Annotated in this window: 16 protein-coding genes and 1 other annotated feature; of the genes, 9 read left to right on the forward strand and 7 right to left on the reverse strand. The window is 53.5% G+C overall.

Going from position 1 to position 15,352, the window contains the following annotated elements; genetic code table 11:
- Window positions 1-314 (forward strand): hypothetical protein (locus MXM41_RS13850; RefSeq protein ID WP_325932581.1); only part of this gene is annotated, 314 nt, incomplete at its 5' end.
- A 194-nt stretch (window positions 315-508) separates the two neighbouring features.
- Here the strand turns inward: MXM41_RS13850 and clpB are convergent.
- The 3 genes from clpB to rluD all read right to left on the reverse strand — a co-directional run bounded on the left by clpB (window position 509) and on the right by rluD (window position 4,920).
- Window positions 509-3,082 (reverse strand): ATP-dependent chaperone ClpB, encoded by a 2,574-nt coding sequence (clpB, locus tag MXM41_RS13855; RefSeq protein ID WP_325932582.1) that lies wholly within the window; start codon window positions 3,080-3,082, stop codon window positions 509-511.
- 129 nt (window positions 3,083-3,211) lie between these two features.
- Window positions 3,212-3,943: a purine nucleoside phosphorylase YfiH gene (yfiH, locus tag MXM41_RS13860; protein WP_325932583.1), complete on the reverse strand. Its 732-nt coding sequence runs from the start codon at window positions 3,941-3,943 to the stop codon at window positions 3,212-3,214.
- A complete protein-coding gene (gene rluD, locus MXM41_RS13865; RefSeq protein WP_325932584.1) occupies window positions 3,940-4,920 on the reverse strand; it encodes a 23S rRNA pseudouridine(1911/1915/1917) synthase RluD in 981 nt (326 codons plus the stop codon). Before rluD ends, yfiH begins: the two co-directional genes overlap by 4 nt.
- A 130-nt stretch (window positions 4,921-5,050) precedes the next feature.
- On the opposite strand from rluD, the gene bamD reads away from it, so the two are divergent.
- The 4 genes from bamD to pheA all read left to right on the forward strand — a co-directional run bounded on the left by bamD (window position 5,051) and on the right by pheA (window position 7,821).
- The gene (gene bamD, locus MXM41_RS13870) at window positions 5,051-5,788 is read left to right on the forward strand and encodes an outer membrane protein assembly factor BamD (RefSeq protein ID WP_250585323.1); all 738 of its coding nucleotides are present in this window, start codon (window positions 5,051-5,053) and stop codon (window positions 5,786-5,788) included.
- A 272-nt stretch (window positions 5,789-6,060) separates the two neighbouring features.
- Complete coding sequence (gene raiA / locus MXM41_RS13875; RefSeq protein WP_032613238.1) at window positions 6,061-6,402, forward strand: ribosome-associated translation inhibitor RaiA; 342 nt, start codon at window positions 6,061-6,063, stop codon at window positions 6,400-6,402.
- Between the two features lie 103 nt (window positions 6,403-6,505).
- Window positions 6,506-6,631, forward strand: a sequence feature (Phe leader region).
- Window positions 6,507-6,554, forward strand: coding sequence for a hypothetical protein (locus MXM41_RS13880; RefSeq protein ID WP_193767862.1), 48 nt, complete (start codon window positions 6,507-6,509; stop codon window positions 6,552-6,554). It overlaps the preceding feature by 48 nt.
- A gap of 29 nt (window positions 6,632-6,660) precedes the next feature.
- Complete coding sequence (gene pheA / locus MXM41_RS13885; RefSeq protein ID WP_325932586.1) at window positions 6,661-7,821, forward strand: bifunctional chorismate mutase/prephenate dehydratase; 1,161 nt, start codon at window positions 6,661-6,663, stop codon at window positions 7,819-7,821.
- Here pheA and MXM41_RS13890 read toward each other — a convergent pair.
- Genes MXM41_RS13890 through aroF form a run of 3 tightly spaced genes read right to left on the reverse strand, consistent with a single transcriptional unit; the run spans window position 7,818 to window position 10,953 of the window.
- The gene (locus MXM41_RS13890) at window positions 7,818-8,690 is read right to left on the reverse strand and encodes an SMP-30/gluconolactonase/LRE family protein (protein ID WP_325932588.1); all 873 of its coding nucleotides are present in this window, start codon (window positions 8,688-8,690) and stop codon (window positions 7,818-7,820) included. The two genes, pheA and MXM41_RS13890, sit on opposite strands and share 4 nt — an antisense overlap.
- 60 nt (window positions 8,691-8,750) lie before the next feature.
- Window positions 8,751-9,872, reverse strand: a complete 1,122-nt coding sequence (tyrA, locus tag MXM41_RS13895; protein ID WP_325932589.1) for a bifunctional chorismate mutase/prephenate dehydrogenase — start codon at window positions 9,870-9,872, stop codon at window positions 8,751-8,753.
- Window positions 9,873-9,882: 10 nt separating this feature from the next.
- Window positions 9,883-10,953 carry a 3-deoxy-7-phosphoheptulonate synthase AroF gene (aroF, locus tag MXM41_RS13900; protein WP_325932590.1) on the reverse strand — a complete coding sequence of 357 codons (1,071 nt, stop codon included), beginning with the start codon at window positions 10,951-10,953 and terminating at the stop codon, window positions 9,883-9,885.
- A 214-nt stretch (window positions 10,954-11,167) separates the two neighbouring features.
- On the opposite strand from aroF, the gene MXM41_RS13905 reads away from it, so the two are divergent.
- From MXM41_RS13905 to MXM41_RS13920, 4 genes are all read left to right on the forward strand, one after another.
- Window positions 11,168-11,542 carry a DUF2799 domain-containing protein gene (locus MXM41_RS13905; protein WP_325932973.1) on the forward strand — a complete coding sequence of 125 codons (375 nt, stop codon included), beginning with the start codon at window positions 11,168-11,170 and terminating at the stop codon, window positions 11,540-11,542.
- A 199-nt stretch (window positions 11,543-11,741) separates the two neighbouring features.
- Window positions 11,742-12,227 carry a YfiR family protein gene (locus MXM41_RS13910; RefSeq protein ID WP_325932974.1) on the forward strand — a complete coding sequence of 162 codons (486 nt, stop codon included), beginning with the start codon at window positions 11,742-11,744 and terminating at the stop codon, window positions 12,225-12,227.
- On the forward strand, window positions 12,220-13,440 hold the full coding sequence (dgcN, locus tag MXM41_RS13915; protein ID WP_325932591.1) for a diguanylate cyclase DgcN: 1,221 nt from the start codon (window positions 12,220-12,222) through the stop codon (window positions 13,438-13,440). Before MXM41_RS13910 ends, dgcN begins: the two co-directional genes overlap by 8 nt.
- Window positions 13,441-13,452: 12 nt before the next feature.
- On the forward strand, window positions 13,453-13,935 hold the full coding sequence (locus MXM41_RS13920; protein WP_325932592.1) for an OmpA family protein: 483 nt from the start codon (window positions 13,453-13,455) through the stop codon (window positions 13,933-13,935).
- Window positions 13,936-13,939: 4 nt separating this feature from the next.
- On the opposite strand, the gene MXM41_RS13925 is transcribed toward MXM41_RS13920, so the two are convergent.
- Window positions 13,940-15,307 (reverse strand): PepSY-associated TM helix domain-containing protein, encoded by a 1,368-nt coding sequence (locus tag MXM41_RS13925; protein ID WP_325932593.1) that lies wholly within the window; start codon window positions 15,305-15,307, stop codon window positions 13,940-13,942.
- Window positions 15,308-15,352: the final 45 nt, after the last annotated feature.

The following is a 15,352-nucleotide window of genomic DNA, read 5'->3' on the forward strand; positions in this document are numbered from 1 at the left end:
ATGTGTTAGGCCTGCCGCCAGCGTTCAATCTGAGCCATGATCAAACTCTTCAATTTAAGTTTGATGCTCGTAGAATTAAACTTCGTAATGAATTACGTGTTCACTCTTTGAGACTTGGTATTCATTTATTGTCCGAGGACATTAAGAATCCATGTCACTTTGAGTGCCCACACAGATTGTCTGATAAATTGTTAAAGAGCAGTGCCGCTTCGCTTTTTCGCTGCGGCGCGGGGTGTGCATATTACGCTTTCCCGCCTCAGAGTCAAGCGATTATTTTCGCTTTTCTCCGTGAGGTTCTTACCGAACCCCGCTGACCCGGCGGCTTGTTTGCCGTTGTTCCGTGTCAGTGGTGGCGCATTATAGGCGGTTAATCCGGACTGGCAAGTATAAAGTGAAATTTATTTTCCGACCGCTTACTTTTCAATCAAAACCACCCCAGAACCGCCATTGTTGCCTGGTTTTTAAACAAAAACGAGTCCCAGGGGACTCGTTTTTGCCGTTTTGTGACTTACTGCACTGCTACAATCTGATCGTCTTTCTTGACCAGCTGTATCATTTTGCCCGGAAGCAGTTTCCCTGAAAGGATTTGCTGCGCCAGCGGGTTCTCGATCTGCTGCTGGATGGCACGTTTTAAAGGTCGTGCTCCATATACCGGATCGTATCCATTTGCGCTCAGCAACTGCAGTGCGTCGTCCGCAATATGCAGTTCGTATCCACGCTCTTCCAGACGCTTATACAAACGCTGCAGTTGAATACGGGCAATAGAAGCGATGTGTTTTTCACCCAGTGGATGGAAAACTACCACTTCATCGATACGGTTGATGAACTCAGGGCGGAAGCTGTGGCTGACCACACCCATCACCAGATCCTTCATATGGCTGTAATCCAGTTCACCAAAACGTTCCTGAATCAGATCGGAGCCCAGGTTCGAAGTCATAATGACCACCGTATTACGGAAATCGACCGTTCTGCCCTGTCCGTCAGTGAGGCGACCATCATCCAGGACCTGCAACAGGATGTTGAAAACATCCGGATGAGCTTTTTCAACTTCGTCCAGCAGAATAACGGAGTATGGACGACGGCGTACTGCTTCTGTCAGATATCCGCCCTCCTCATAACCGACATATCCTGGAGGCGCACCCACAAGGCGCGATACCGAGTGTTTTTCCATAAACTCGGACATGTCGATACGCACCATCGCATCATCACTGTCGAACATGAAGTTCGCCAGCGCCTTACATAGCTCCGTTTTACCGACACCGGTCGGCCCCAGGAACAGGAAGGAGCCAATAGGACGATTCGGATCGGACAAACCTGCACGGCTACGGCGAATGGCGTTCGATACTGCTTCAACCGCTTCATCCTGACCAATCACGCGATGATGAAGGTCTTCCTCCATACGCAGTAATTTGTCGCGCTCGCTCTCCATCATTCTGGCTACCGGGATCCCGGTCCAGCGCGCCAGTACCTCTGCAATTTCTGCATCCGTCACTTTATTACGTAACAGACGCATGGACTTGCCTTCAGCCTGGGTTGCAGCCGCCAGCTGTTTTTCCAGTTCCGGAATTTTGCCGTACTGCAGCTCAGACATTTGCGCCAGATCGCCCACGCGACGCGCCTGCTCAATAGCAATCTTCGCCTGCTCCAGCTCGGCTTTGATCGTCTGGGTGCCAGAGAGGGAGGCTTTTTCCGCTTTCCACTCCTCTTCTAAACCAGAATATTGACGCTCTTTATCTTCCAGCTCTTCATTAAGCATATCCAGACGCTTTTTACTCGCGTCATCAGACTCTTTCTTCAGCGCCTGCTGCTCTAACTTGAGCTGAATGATGCGGCGATCAAGTCGGTCCAGCTCTTCTGGCTTAGAGTCAATCTGCATACGAATACTGGAAGCCGCTTCGTCAATAAGGTCGATCGCTTTGTCAGGCAACTGTCGATCAGCAATATAACGATGCGACAAGGTCGCAGCCGCCACGATGGCCGGGTCGGTGATCTGCACATGGTGGTGCAGCTCATAGCGTTCTTTCAGGCCACGCAGGATAGCGATGGTATCTTCTACTGACGGCTCAGCCACAAACACTTTCTGGAAGCGACGTTCAAGCGCTGCATCCTTTTCGATGTACTGACGATATTCATCAAGCGTGGTGGCCCCGACGCAGTGCAGCTCACCGCGTGCAAGTGCTGGCTTCAGCATGTTCCCGGCATCCATGGCGCCATCGGCTTTGCCTGCTCCAACCATGGTGTGCAATTCATCAATGAACAGAATGACGTTGCCTTCCTGCTTCGCCAGATCGTTCAGCACGCCTTTTAAGCGTTCTTCAAATTCACCCCGGTATTTCGCACCCGCCACCAGCGCGCCCATATCCAGTGCAAGTACGCGGCGGCCTTTTAAACCTTCAGGCACTTCACCATTGACGATACGCTGGGCCAGCCCTTCCACAATGGCGGTTTTACCCACACCCGGCTCACCGATCAGGACAGGGTTATTTTTGGTGCGGCGCTGCAGAACCTGAATCGTACGGCGGATCTCTTCGTCACGGCCGATTACCGGATCAAGCTTGCCCTGTTCAGCACGCTCGGTCAGATCGACGGTATATTTCTTCAATGCCTGACGCTGGTCTTCGGCACCCTGATCGTTCACGCTCTCACCTCCGCGCATCTGTGCAATCGCCTGCGTCACGTTGGCAGTGGTTGCGCCTGCCGTTTTCAGCAGGTCGGTCAAGGTGCCACGTGATTCAAGCGCCGCCAGAACAAAAAGTTCTGACGAAATAAAGTTATCGCCGCGTTTCTGCGCCAGCTTGTCGCACAGATTCAGTACGCGCACCAGATCCTGAGACGGCTGTACATCGCCGCCTGTGCCCTCTACCTGCGGCAAGCGGCTCAGCGCCTGATCGATGGCAGTGCGTAACTGGCCTGCATTAATGCCGGCAGAGGTTAATAAAGGACGTACCGAACCCCCTTCCTGATTCAGTAAGGCGCTCATTAAATGAAGAGGTTCGATAAACTGATTGTCGTGCCCCAGTGCGAGAGACTGGGCATCGGCGAGAGCAAGCTGGAATTTATTAGTAAGACGATCCAGACGCATAACTCCTCCCATAACAGGTCAAAATTGCTACTGGAGATTAAATGAGGTCATCCCTCAATTATTCAAGGTGAATGACCTGAATTATGCGAAAAGAAAACGGCGCGTGCCGGATCGTCTTGATTCTATAGGTTATATCAGCCAGATGAAACTTGCCATACGTCCAGTCGTCTTGTCGCGACGATAGGAAAAGAAATCACCTGTTTCGGTGAAGGTGCAGCGATCGCCGCCGTAGATCTGGCTAATACCAACACGTGTCAGGCGCTGGCGGGCAAGCTGATAGATGTCCGCCATGTATTTATCCCCTGCCGGCTGAAAAGCGCTCTTTGCCTGTGGTTCATGCGCCATAAAAGCGTCGCGCACCTCCGGGCCCACCTCAAAGGCTCGCGGCCCAATGGCCGGGCCAAGCCAGGCGAGGATGTTATCCGGACTGTCAGCAAAGCAGGCGACGGTCTCTTCCAGAACACCAGCGCATAAGCCGCGCCAGCCGGCGTGAGCGGCGGCTACTTCTGTACCTGCACGGTTGCAGAAAAGCACCGGCAGGCAGTCGGCGGTCATGACGGCGCAAACCGTGCCCGGAGTATTGCTGTAAGAAGCATCTGCACGTTTCGAGGCGTACGACTCTCCGGTGAGACGGAGTACAGCGGTACCATGTACCTGCTCAAGCCAGACCGGTTTTGACGGCAGTTGACCTGCCGCAAACATGCGCTGGCGATTCTCTTCAACGTGATCAAGATCATCGCCACAGTGAGCGCCCAGGTTTAATGATTCCCAGGCTCCCTTACTTACTCCCCCGATACGGGTAGAACTGCAGGCCGCCACGCCATCTGGCGCAGGCCACTCCGGGACAATCAGTTTGGTCATAACCAGTCCACGTCATCCTTATGTTCTTCGAAATCGGCACGCATGGCGTCGATAAGATCCACCATATCCTGCGGGATTGGCGCATGCCATTCCATCTCAATGCCGGTAATCGGATGGTAGAGACGCAGCATAGTCGCATGCAGCGCCTGACGATCGAATTTACGCAGCATGGCGATAAACTCTTCGGAAGCCCCTTTCGGCGGACGCGGACGGCCACCGTATAGCTGATCGCCCACCAGCGGATGAGTGATATGCGACATATGGACACGAATCTGGTGAGTACGGCCCGTTTCCAGACGCAGACGCAGACGCGTGTGAATGCGGAAATGTTCCATGATGCGGTAGTGCGTGACGGCCGGTTTACCCATTGGATGAACAGACATATGGGTACGCTTGGTCGGATGGCGGCTGATAGGTTGTTCTACCGTCCCGCCCGAAGTCATATGACCGATGGCAACCGCTTCGTACTCACGGGTGATTTCACGCAGCTGCAAGGACTCCACCAGACGCGTTTGCGCCGGAATGGTCTTTGCAACGACCATCAGGCCGGTGGTGTCTTTATCCAGACGGTGAACGATACCGGCACGCGGTACGTCCACGATAGGGGGATAGTAGTGCAGCAGCGCGTTAAGCACTGTGCCGTCCGGGTTACCTGCCCCTGGGTGAACAACAAGATCGCGCGGCTTATTAATGACCAGGATGTCGTCATCTTCGTAGACGATATTCAGTGGAATATCCTGAGGTTCAAAACGGACTTCTTCTTCGATGTCAGCATTGATGGCGACCACTTCCCCACCCAACACTTTCTCTTTTGGCTTGTCCCAGATCTTGCCATTTACCAGCACGCGCTGGTCAAGAATCCATTCTTTTATGCGTGAACGCGAATAATCAGGGAACATTTCGGCCAAAGCCTGATCTAAGCGTTGTCCGAGCTGTTTTTCGGAGACTGTTGCGGTGAGTTCTACTCGTTGTGCCATAGACTGCTTCTTCGTTTAACGTTGGGTTTTACGGCTTTGCCGTTTAATATAGTGTGCTATTGTAGCTGGTCTTAATCGGGAGCAGGAAAGAGATTCTCCCGGACAAACATTTGAGGAAAGTCAAAACGTCATGACGCGCATGAAATATCTGGTGGCAGCGGCCACGTTGAGCCTGGCTTTGGTAGGCTGCTCCGGTTCGAATGAACAGGTCCCTGACAATCCGCCGAATGAAATCTATGCGACTGCTCAGCAAAAGCTGCAGGACGGTAACTGGAAACAGGCGATAACGCAACTGGAAGCGCTGGATAATCGCTATCCATTTGGCCCGTATTCCCAGCAGGTACAGTTGGATCTGATCTACGCCTACTATAAAAATGCCGATCTGCCACTGGCCCAGGCGACCATAGATCGCTTCATGCGTCTGAATCCGACCCATCCTAATATTGACTACGTAATGTATATGCGCGGCCTGACCAACATGGCTCTGGATGACAGCGCGCTGCAGGGCTTCTTTGGGGTTGATCGTTCCGACCGTGATCCTCAGCATGCCCGTGATGCGTTCAATGACTTCTCCAAACTGGTCCGCGGCTATCCGAACAGCCAGTACGTTACGGATGCCAGTAAACGACTGGTTTTCCTGAAAGACCGTCTGGCGAAATATGAATACTCCGTAGCGGAATATTATACCCGCCGTGGTGCCTACGTTGCCGTTGTGAACCGTGTCGAAGGCATGCTGCGTGATTATCCGGATACGCAGGCAACACGTGATGGCCTGAAACTGATGGAAAACGCCTATCGTCAGCTGCAGATGACGTCACAGGCTGAAAAAGTGGCGAAAATCATTGCTGCCAACAGCAGCAGCTCCTGATCACTATCGAAAAATGCAAAACGGCAGCCCAGTGGCTGCCGTTTTTTTATTCATTTTCATACTGCGCTGAAGCGGTTTAGCTCGCACGAATCCTATCAACTATGGCCGCAATTTCTTTCTTCGACAAGGTAAATCTTACCTGTTCCTGTCCTGCCTCACAAAAAGAATCCGTTGACAAAAAGTGACATTAAAATGTGATTTACATCACACATTTTGACATTCAGAACGGTATGCTGGAATCACCAAGACGGGAAAGACAAGAGGTAAAATTTATGACAATGAACATTACCAGTAAACAAATGGAAATTACTCCGGCAATTCGCCAGCACGTCGCAGACCGTCTCGCCAAACTGGATAAATGGCAAACACACCTGATTAATCCGCATATCATTCTCTCTAAGGAGCCACAGGGTTTCATCGCTGACGCAACTATCAATACTCCAAACGGCCATCTGGTCGCCAGCGCGAAACACGAGGATATGTACACCGCTATCAACGATTTGATTAACAAGCTGGAACGGCAGCTCAATAAAGTGCAACACAAAGGTGAAGCCCGTCGCGCCACAACATCGGTGAAAGACGCCAGCTTCGCAGAAGAAGTTGAAGATGAGTAATCCTTTACATTGAGTCTATCGCCAACGCGCCTTCGGGCGCGTTTTTTATTGACAGGGTGAAAACAGTACGGGTACTTTAAGTCTGTCTTTCTGAGGAACCATCCATGACCGTTAAGCCGTTTTTCTTCGCATTCTTTTTTACCTTCCCCTGATTGGGAGGCGTTTCGTCGTGTGATAAAGAATGCGAAGACGAACAATAAGGCCTCCCACACCGGGGGGCCTTTTTTATTGATAACGATAAATGACAAAGGCAACGCTATGACATCGGAAAACCCGTTACTGGATCTGCGAGATAAGATCAGCTCTCTGGATGAAAAATTGCTTTCGCTGCTGGCTGAGCGCCGCGCACTTGCCGTCGAGGTAGGAAAAGCGAAGCTGGCATCGCATCGTCCGGTACGCGATATCGATCGTGAACGCGACCTGCTGGAACGCCTGATCAACCTCGGTAAAACTCACCATCTGGATGCGCATTACATCACCCGCCTGTTTCAGCTGATTATTGAAGATTCCGTCCTCACGCAGCAGGCCTTGTTGCAGCAGCATCTGAATAAAACCAATCCGCATTCGGCACGTATCGCCTTCCTGGGCCCTAAAGGTTCCTATTCTCATCTTGCCGCGCGTCAGTATGCAGCCCGTCATTTCGAAGAGTTTATTGAGAGCGGTTGCGCGAAGTTCGCCGATATTTTCAATCAGGTGGAAACCGGGCAAGCGGATTACGCCGTTGTGCCGATTGAGAACACCAGTTCCGGGGCAATTAACGACGTTTACGATCTGCTCCAGCACACCACGTTGTCGCTGGTTGGCGAGCTGACGATCCCTATCGACCACTGCGTGCTGGTTTCCGGCTCCACCGATCTCAGCAAAATCGAGACGGTATACAGCCACCCGCAACCTTTCCAGCAGTGCAGCCAGTTCCTGAACCGCTATCCAGGCTGGAAAATTGAATATACCGAAAGCACATCAGCAGCAATGGAAAAAGTCGCACAGGCAAACTCCCCCACCGTTGCCGCACTGGGGAGCGAAGCAGGCGGCGCGCTGTATGGATTGCAGGTGCTGGAGCGTAACCTGGCGAACCAGACGCAAAACATCACCCGTTTTATCGTCCTGGCGCGTAAAGCGATCAATGTTTCCGATCAGGTTCCGGCGAAAACGACTCTTTTGATGGCGACGGGCCAGCAGGCCGGTGCGCTGGTAGAAGCCCTGCTGGTATTGCGCAATCACAACCTGATCATGACTAAACTGGAATCACGCCCTATTCATGGCAACCCGTGGGAAGAGATGTTCTATCTCGATATTCAGGCCAACCTCGAATCTGCATCCCTGCAGAAAGCCCTGCGCGAACTGGGTGAAATTACCCGCTCAATGAAAGTGCTTGGCTGCTATCCGAGCGAAAACGTGGTGCCGGTTGATCCGGCTTAACGCGTAATAAATGGTCCCTTTTTCACTCCTGCCACACTGACGGGCAGGGTGAAAATGGCGCCGGAAAGAGGGTATGCCGCCACATCCTGCGGGTCCATATTCTCACGGGTGGTGGTGATAAACAGCGTTTGCATATCATCGCCACCGAAGCAGACCATGGTCGGGTAACGCACCGGTAACCGGTACTCTTCCAGCTGTTCGCCCTGCGGTGAGAAACGCGCGATCCGCCAGCCGTCAAAGAGCGCGCTCCAGTAACAGCCTTCCACATCCACCGCCGCGCCGTCCGGGATCCCCTCCCCCGGTTTGAACCGACGAAAGACCTCCCGCTTACCCGGCTCGCCCTGCTCATCCAGCGGCGTTCGATAGATAACCGCATTAGGCGTGTCGGATGTGTACATCCAGCGCTTGTCATCGCTAAATGCCAGACCGTTATGACCGTGAATATCACACTGGATCACTTCCGGCGTCAGGTCATTATCGATCCGCATCAGCAAGGCGCCATTGTAGTCTCCCGGCGCCCAGAATGTGCCCGCATAAAAGCGACCAAAGTGATCGGTTCCTCCGTCATTAAAGCGCGCCAGCTGAGGGTTCGACGGGTTATCACAAACTTTTCGCTGCAGCAGACCGTGCTTGTCCGCCAGCCAGATGGCGTTACGCATGGCGACAATAAAGCCCCCTCCTTCGCGCAGGGCAAAGCAGCCCACCTCTTCATGGAAAGACAGAACGCTGTGGTCACCTGTCGGCAAATGGTAGCGGTGGATCTCGCCTTCCAGAATATCCGCCCAGTAGAGGGCGCTTTCTGCTTCGCTCCAGGTCGGGCACTCTGGTAAATGCCCCGTGTAATCAAACAGAACGTGTGGTTCAGCCATGACAAATCCCCAAAATGAAAAAAGCCAGCAGTGCTGGCTTTCAGTATATACATCATCAGATTACTGGCGACTGTCATTCGCCTGTCGCAGCAGAATACGGCTCTCGCTCTGGAAGCGCTGGGCATAGTCGCCAAACCAGTGCTCGACCTTACGGAAGCTGTCGATAAAGGCCTGCTTATCGCCCTGTTCCAGCAGGGTGATCGCCTCACCAAAACGCTGGTAGTAACGTTTGATCAGCGCCAGATTATTGCCCGAGGACATAATGATGTCCGCATACAGCTGCGGATCCTGAGCAAACAGCCGCCCCACCATCGCCAGCTCCAGGCGATAGATAGGTGATGACAGCGAGAGAAGTTGCTCAAGCTGTACGTTCTCTTCCGCCAGATGCAGACCATACGCGAAGGTCGCGAAGTGACGCAGCGCCTGGATAAAGGCCATATTCTGGTCATGTTCGACGGCACTGATACGATGCAGCCGCGCGCCCCACACCTGAATTTGCTCCAGGAACCACTGGTAGGCTTCTGGCTGACGTCCATCGCAATAGACCACAACCTGTTTCGCCAGGCTGCCACTATCCGGGCCGAACATCGGGTGCAGTCCCAGCACCGGGCCGTCATGCGCGGCCAGCATCGCCTGCAGTGGACCATTTTTAACCGAGGCCAGATCGACCAGAATACAGTCTGCCGGCAACGGCGGCAGTCTGGCGATAATCTCTTCGGTGATGTGAATCGGAACGCTGACGATAACCATACCCGCATCGGCAACCATCGCCTCCGCCTGGGCCCAGTCCTCTTTTTCAAGGATGCGCACCTGGTAGCCGGAAAGCGTGAGCATCTTCTCAAAGAGATGGCCCATCTGTCCGCCGCCACCAACGATCACTACCGGTCGCAATGTCGGACAGAGGGTTTTAAATCCCTTGTCGTTTTCGCTGGAGTATGACTCACGCATCACACGGCGCAGCACATCTTCTATCAAATCCGGCGAGACGCCCAGCGCCTGGGCCTCTTTGCGCCGGGACGTCAGCATAGAGGCTTCGCGTTCCGGCACATAAATTGGCAAGCCGTATTTACTTTTGACTTCACCCACCTCGGCAACCAGCGCCATGCGGCGCGCCAGTAAATCCAGCAGCGCCTTGTCTACCTCGTCAATTTGATCGCGCAGGGCGGTCAATTCAGCAACCATAACTAACCTCTTAAGCCAGACGCGTCGCCAGCTGGCCGTTCAAATCTTTGTGGATCTCGCGCAGCAGCGCATCGGTGGTCTCCCAGCTGATGCAGGCATCAGTCACGGATACCCCGTATTTCATGGCGCTACGTGGCTGCTCAGATGACTGATTACCTTCATGGATGTGGCTTTCAATCATCAGGCCAATAATCGAACGGTTGCCATCTTTAATCTGCGCGACGACGGATTCCGCCACCGCAGGCTGACGACGGTAATCTTTATTGGAATTACCATGACTGCAATCTACCATCAGCGCCGGGCGCAGTCCTGCCTGTTCCATCTCTTTTTCGCACTGGGTGACATCTGCCGGGCTGTAGTTAGGCGCTTTGCCCCCGCGCAGGATAACGTGTCCGTCCGGGTTGCCCTGGGTCTGCAGCAGGCAAACCTGGCCGGCCTGGTTGATACCGACAAAACGGTGCGGCATGGCAGCGGCGCGCATGGCGTTGATGGCTGTCGCCAGACTGCCGTCGGTACCGTTTTTGAAACCGACCGGCATAGAGAGGCCAGATGCCATTTCGCGGTGCGTCTGCGACTCGGTAGTACGCGCGCCGATTGCTGACCAGCTAAACAGATCGCCCAGGTATTGCGGGCTGTTTGGATCCAGCGCTTCTGTTGCCAGCGGCAGCCCCATGTTAACCAACTCCACCAGAAGATTACGCGCAATCTTCAGACCGGCTTCCACATCAAACGAGCCATCCATGTGCGGATCGTTAATTAACCCTTTCCAGCCAACGGTGGTACGAGGTTTTTCAAAATAGACGCGCATGACCAGGTAGAGGCTATCGCTGACCTCCTCGGCCAGGGCTTTAAAACGATGCGCATATTCGATGGCCGCTTCGGGATCGTGAATAGAGCATGGACCACATACCACCAGCAGACGCGGATCGCGCCCGGCAATAATGTCGGAAATGGTCTGGCGAGAGCGCGCGATTTGCGCCTCTTGCTCAACGCTCAGCGGGAACTCCGCTTTCAGTTGATCCGGCGTGATCAAAACATGTTCATCAGTAATATGTACGTTATTCAGCGCGTCTTTTTGCATGATGGCGATCCTGGAAGCTCGTTTGCGATAGTGGTTTCCTCACTGAGGAAGCCCAACGATATCATAACAAGTAAAGATTTCAATCCAAAATACGTAAATAATACTTTACAACACCCACTTTAAAGCAAAAAACATTCGATTATGATGTAACGTAAAAATTACAGCATAGGTTCTTAACGCCAGGCTATGCTCAATGGAAAAAGGAGAATCTCTTATGCGCCTGACCGTTACCCCGCTTTTGTGCCTACTGTTAACTGCCTGCCAGATTGATCCTTATACTCATCAACCTACCTGGACGGGAACCGACTGGTATGATGCCGGGAAAGAAGACGCGATGAATGGCGTGGCCGTAAAATCCAGTGAAACCCTTGCCGCTAACTTTAACGACCCCAAAGTAGACCGCTCTGCCTATCTCAGCGGATATAAAGAGGGGCAAGAGAAAATATGCCAGGAAAACTTTGTTTATGCCTGGGGATTAGCCGGTCGAATATTCCCCGCCAGTTGTGATACCGCCAATAACGTCACTGCGCTGCGTACCGCCTGGCAACAGGGTATGGACGAAGGAACAAAAGCCATCCGTTTAAATTAATACCGCTAACACTGTTTCTGTAAATTAAGAACGCAAGATTTTACTTAAGTCCCTGAATATTATTTCGCCATAATGACTGCCCGGATAAAAAATGGTATTCTTGCGGCGAAACTCAAGGGCAAATATTTCCAGAGTGGTATGGCGGATTCTGGTGGGTAACTATTTTCTTATTTCCTGGTACCGGGCGGCCCTGGTACTGATGCTGCTAATATCCTGCGGGCACGCCATTGGCGGAACATTATCCAGAACCGATAAATCGGTACGATCCATTGTCTCCGGGATTGTCAGTTACACCCGCTGGCCCACACTCTCTGGCCAGCCAACCCTGTGCATTTTCGCCTCCTCAAGCTACGTTGAGGCGCTCAGTGCCAATGGTCCGGACGCGCTGCCTTATACTCCCGTTATTATTCATAGCGATCGGGAAGCCCTGAGTGCGGGATGCAACGCACTCTATTTTGGCAGTGAGTCCCCCACCGCCCAGCTTGAATTAAGCACAGCGTTTAATTCCAGACCGTTACTATTAATTGCGGAGCAAAATCCACAATGTCTTACAGGGAGTGCTTTCTGCCTGATAATAGACAACGCCAGCGTAAGATTTTCCGTCAATCTGGATGTGCTGTCGCGTAGCGGAGTCCGGGTCAATCCTGATGTGTTAATGCTTGCACGGAATACGAAGCATGAATAAGGAATTTACATCAGCGCCGCGTCCAACATTCAAAAGAACGCTCAGGCGCATCAGTATAATTAGCGTCCTCATTACAATGACGCTTATCTGGTTATTATTGTGTATTGCTTCGGTGGTAACACTGAAACAGTACGCGCAACGAAACTTTGAATTAACCAGCGCCACAGTGAGCCGCAGCCTGGAAGCGACGCTGGTGTTTCATGATACCGCCGCCGCCAACGAAGCGCTGGCCACACTTGGCAAACAGGGGCAGTTCTCCTCAGCGATATTGCTGGACCGCTACGATAATCGTTTTGCCGCATGGTCAATGGGGCCGAACGATCGGGCCGATCCCCTGAGTCAGCTGGTCAGCCAGTGGTTATTCCCCCAACCCATCAGGCAGCGCGTCTGGCACAATAACCTGCCGATTGGTGAGTTACACCTTACCGCGCGCGACAGCCTGATCAGTCACTTTCTCTGGACCTCTCTGGCGGTGTTAACCGGATGCATCCTCTTCGCCTCTATGGTGGCATTAACCATCACCCGTACCCTGCATAATGGTGTTGTCACCGCCCTGCAAAACATAGCCGAGGTGGTACATGACGTGCGCTCAAACCGTAACTTCTCACGCCGGGTATCCGAGGAGCGCATCGATGAATTTCATCGCTTCGGTCAGGACTTCAATAGCCTGCTGGATGAAATGGAAGAGTGGCAGCTAAAGCTACAGGCAAAAAATGCCCAGCTGCTGCGCACCGCCATGCACGACCCGCTCACCGGTCTGGCAAACCGGGCCGCTTTTCGTACCAGCATCACGGCGCTGATGAGCGACTCTTCAGCACGGACTAACTCCGCCCTGCTCTTCCTGGATGGAAATGATTTTAAGCTGATTAACGATACCTGGGGGCACGCCGCGGGTGACCGTGTGCTGATTGAAGTGGCCCGCCGCATGGTCGAGTTTGGCGGCGAGCGCCATCAGTCCTATCGCCTTGGTGGCGATGAGTTCGCCATGATCCTCTATGGCGTCCATTCGGAATATGAGGTCCTGCGCCTCTGTGCCGCCCTGACGCAACAGTTCAGCCCGTCATACGATCTGCACAATGGACACACCTCAAGGCTGTCGCTCAGCATTGGCTTCGCGCTTAGCTGGGAACATCACTCCGTTGAAGCGTTACTGGAGCAAGCTGACCGGAATATGTATCTGGTTAAACACCAGCGTTCAAAAACAACTGCGTAAAAGGAACACATTATGTTAAGGCGATACGTTGCACCGCTTTTGATGGCATCAATGCTGCTGACGGGATGCCAGACGCCACAAGGCAAATTTAGCGCGGAACAGATCGCTGCCATGAAATCTTACGGCTTTAACGAGACCAACGGCGACTGGTCGCTTGGCCTCTCTGCGAAGATCCTGTTTGGTAAAAACAAATATCAGCTGCAACCGGAAAGCGAACAGCAGGTTAAAAGCATGGCATCACGTCTTGCCGCTGCGGGCCTGAAACACGCGCGAATGGACGGACATACCGATAACTATGGCGAAGAGAACTACAACAAAGACTTATCGCTGAAACGGGCTAATGTGGTCGCCGATGTCTGGGCGCAGGGCGCCAGCATTCCACGCAGCAATCTGACGACCCAGGGATTAGGTAAGCAGTACCCGATTGCGGACAATAAAACCGCTCAGGGGCGTGCCGAGAACCGCCGCGTTGCGGTGGTGATCAGCACGCCCTGAGTCATTACTTCACCGTTTCGGCAAGAGATACTTTTGATGCCGCCCGCCAGCGCAACCAGTCAATCACGACGAACAGCGCCAGGCTGCATCCCATGACGGGCATCGCCAGCCCCAGTAACACGGCGATAGTGAACGATACAACGCGTCCCCACAGCGGTAACGCCAGCCAGCTCTGATACAGGGTCTGCGCGGGATCGGTTGCCGTCTGGCGGGGTCTGCGCATCCACCACATCCGGTAGCCCCAGACAATCATCACACACAGCGCAAGGCCAAAGGCGATCAGCACCAGCTGGTTCGGCAGACCAAACAGCACGCCCATATGGAAATCCACCCCCCAGCGGGTCAGTTTGGCCATCAGGGGATAATCCGTAAAACGGGTCTGGTCGATAACCTGCAGGCTGGCGGGGTCAACGGCCACTGCATCAACCTGCGTAGGCCAGCTGCGATCGATCTCCGTCACCGTCCATGCCTGAGCACCATTTTTCGCCGGACGTATCTCCAGTTTCGTGGCGTCGATACCTGCCGCATTAGCCGCCTTTAACACGCCGTCGTACAATGCCGGATCGGGCTTCATCTGCGGCATTGGCATGGTCATGTGATGGCTATGGTGATCGGCATGCGGATCGGCTGCTTGCGCCGGGCCATGCAACTGCGTGTTTACCTGTGGCGTGAGCCAGTTCATCTCTGCCCGCAGTTTATCCACATTACCCCCCGCCCACTGGGACCAGGTGAGACCGGTAGCGGAAAACAGCAGCATACCCACCAGCAGACTCCAGCCCAGCGTTACGTGCAGCCGACGGCGGTTCTGAAAGCGGTTGTTGATGCGTCGTTTTGGTCGGGTATAGAACCACAGCGCAACGCCCCCCAGTGCGGCGATCCACATCCACGAGGCAGCCAATTCGCTGTAAAGGCGCCCCATATCACCCAACATCAACGACCGGTGCAGATAATCGATTTTCTGGCGCAACGGCAGAATACCGCTGGTGCCGTAAACCGTCATATCGCCGCGCACGTCCAGACTGACCGGATCGATAAATATTGCGCGGTTTTCTGAAGCATCCAGCGTCGGATCGGCATACATCACCCGGGTGGTTTCCCCCGCCGACAGGCCCGGACGAACGGCGTGCAACCGCAGCTCTCCGCCAGTGACCTTTTCCGCGACCGCAATTTGCTCAGCAAGGGGACGCGCCGTGCCCTGCGTCTCGCTGAACAGCGCATGGTGATACAGCGCGTTTTCCAGCTGCGGAGTGGCGACATACAGCGTGCCGGAGAGCGCAGCGATAAAGATAAACGGTCCGACAAACAGACCAACATAGAAGTGAAGACGACGCAGCAGGTTACCCCATGCTGCGCGTGAAGTGCAGGTAGTCATGCTTTCCCTTTTTAAGGTAGAAGTTATCGGTACATCAAAAGATGC

It is taken from the genome of Leclercia adecarboxylata (assembly GCF_035787115.1).
Classification (GTDB): Bacteria; Pseudomonadota; Gammaproteobacteria; order Enterobacterales; family Enterobacteriaceae; genus Enterobacter; species Enterobacter adecarboxylatus_E.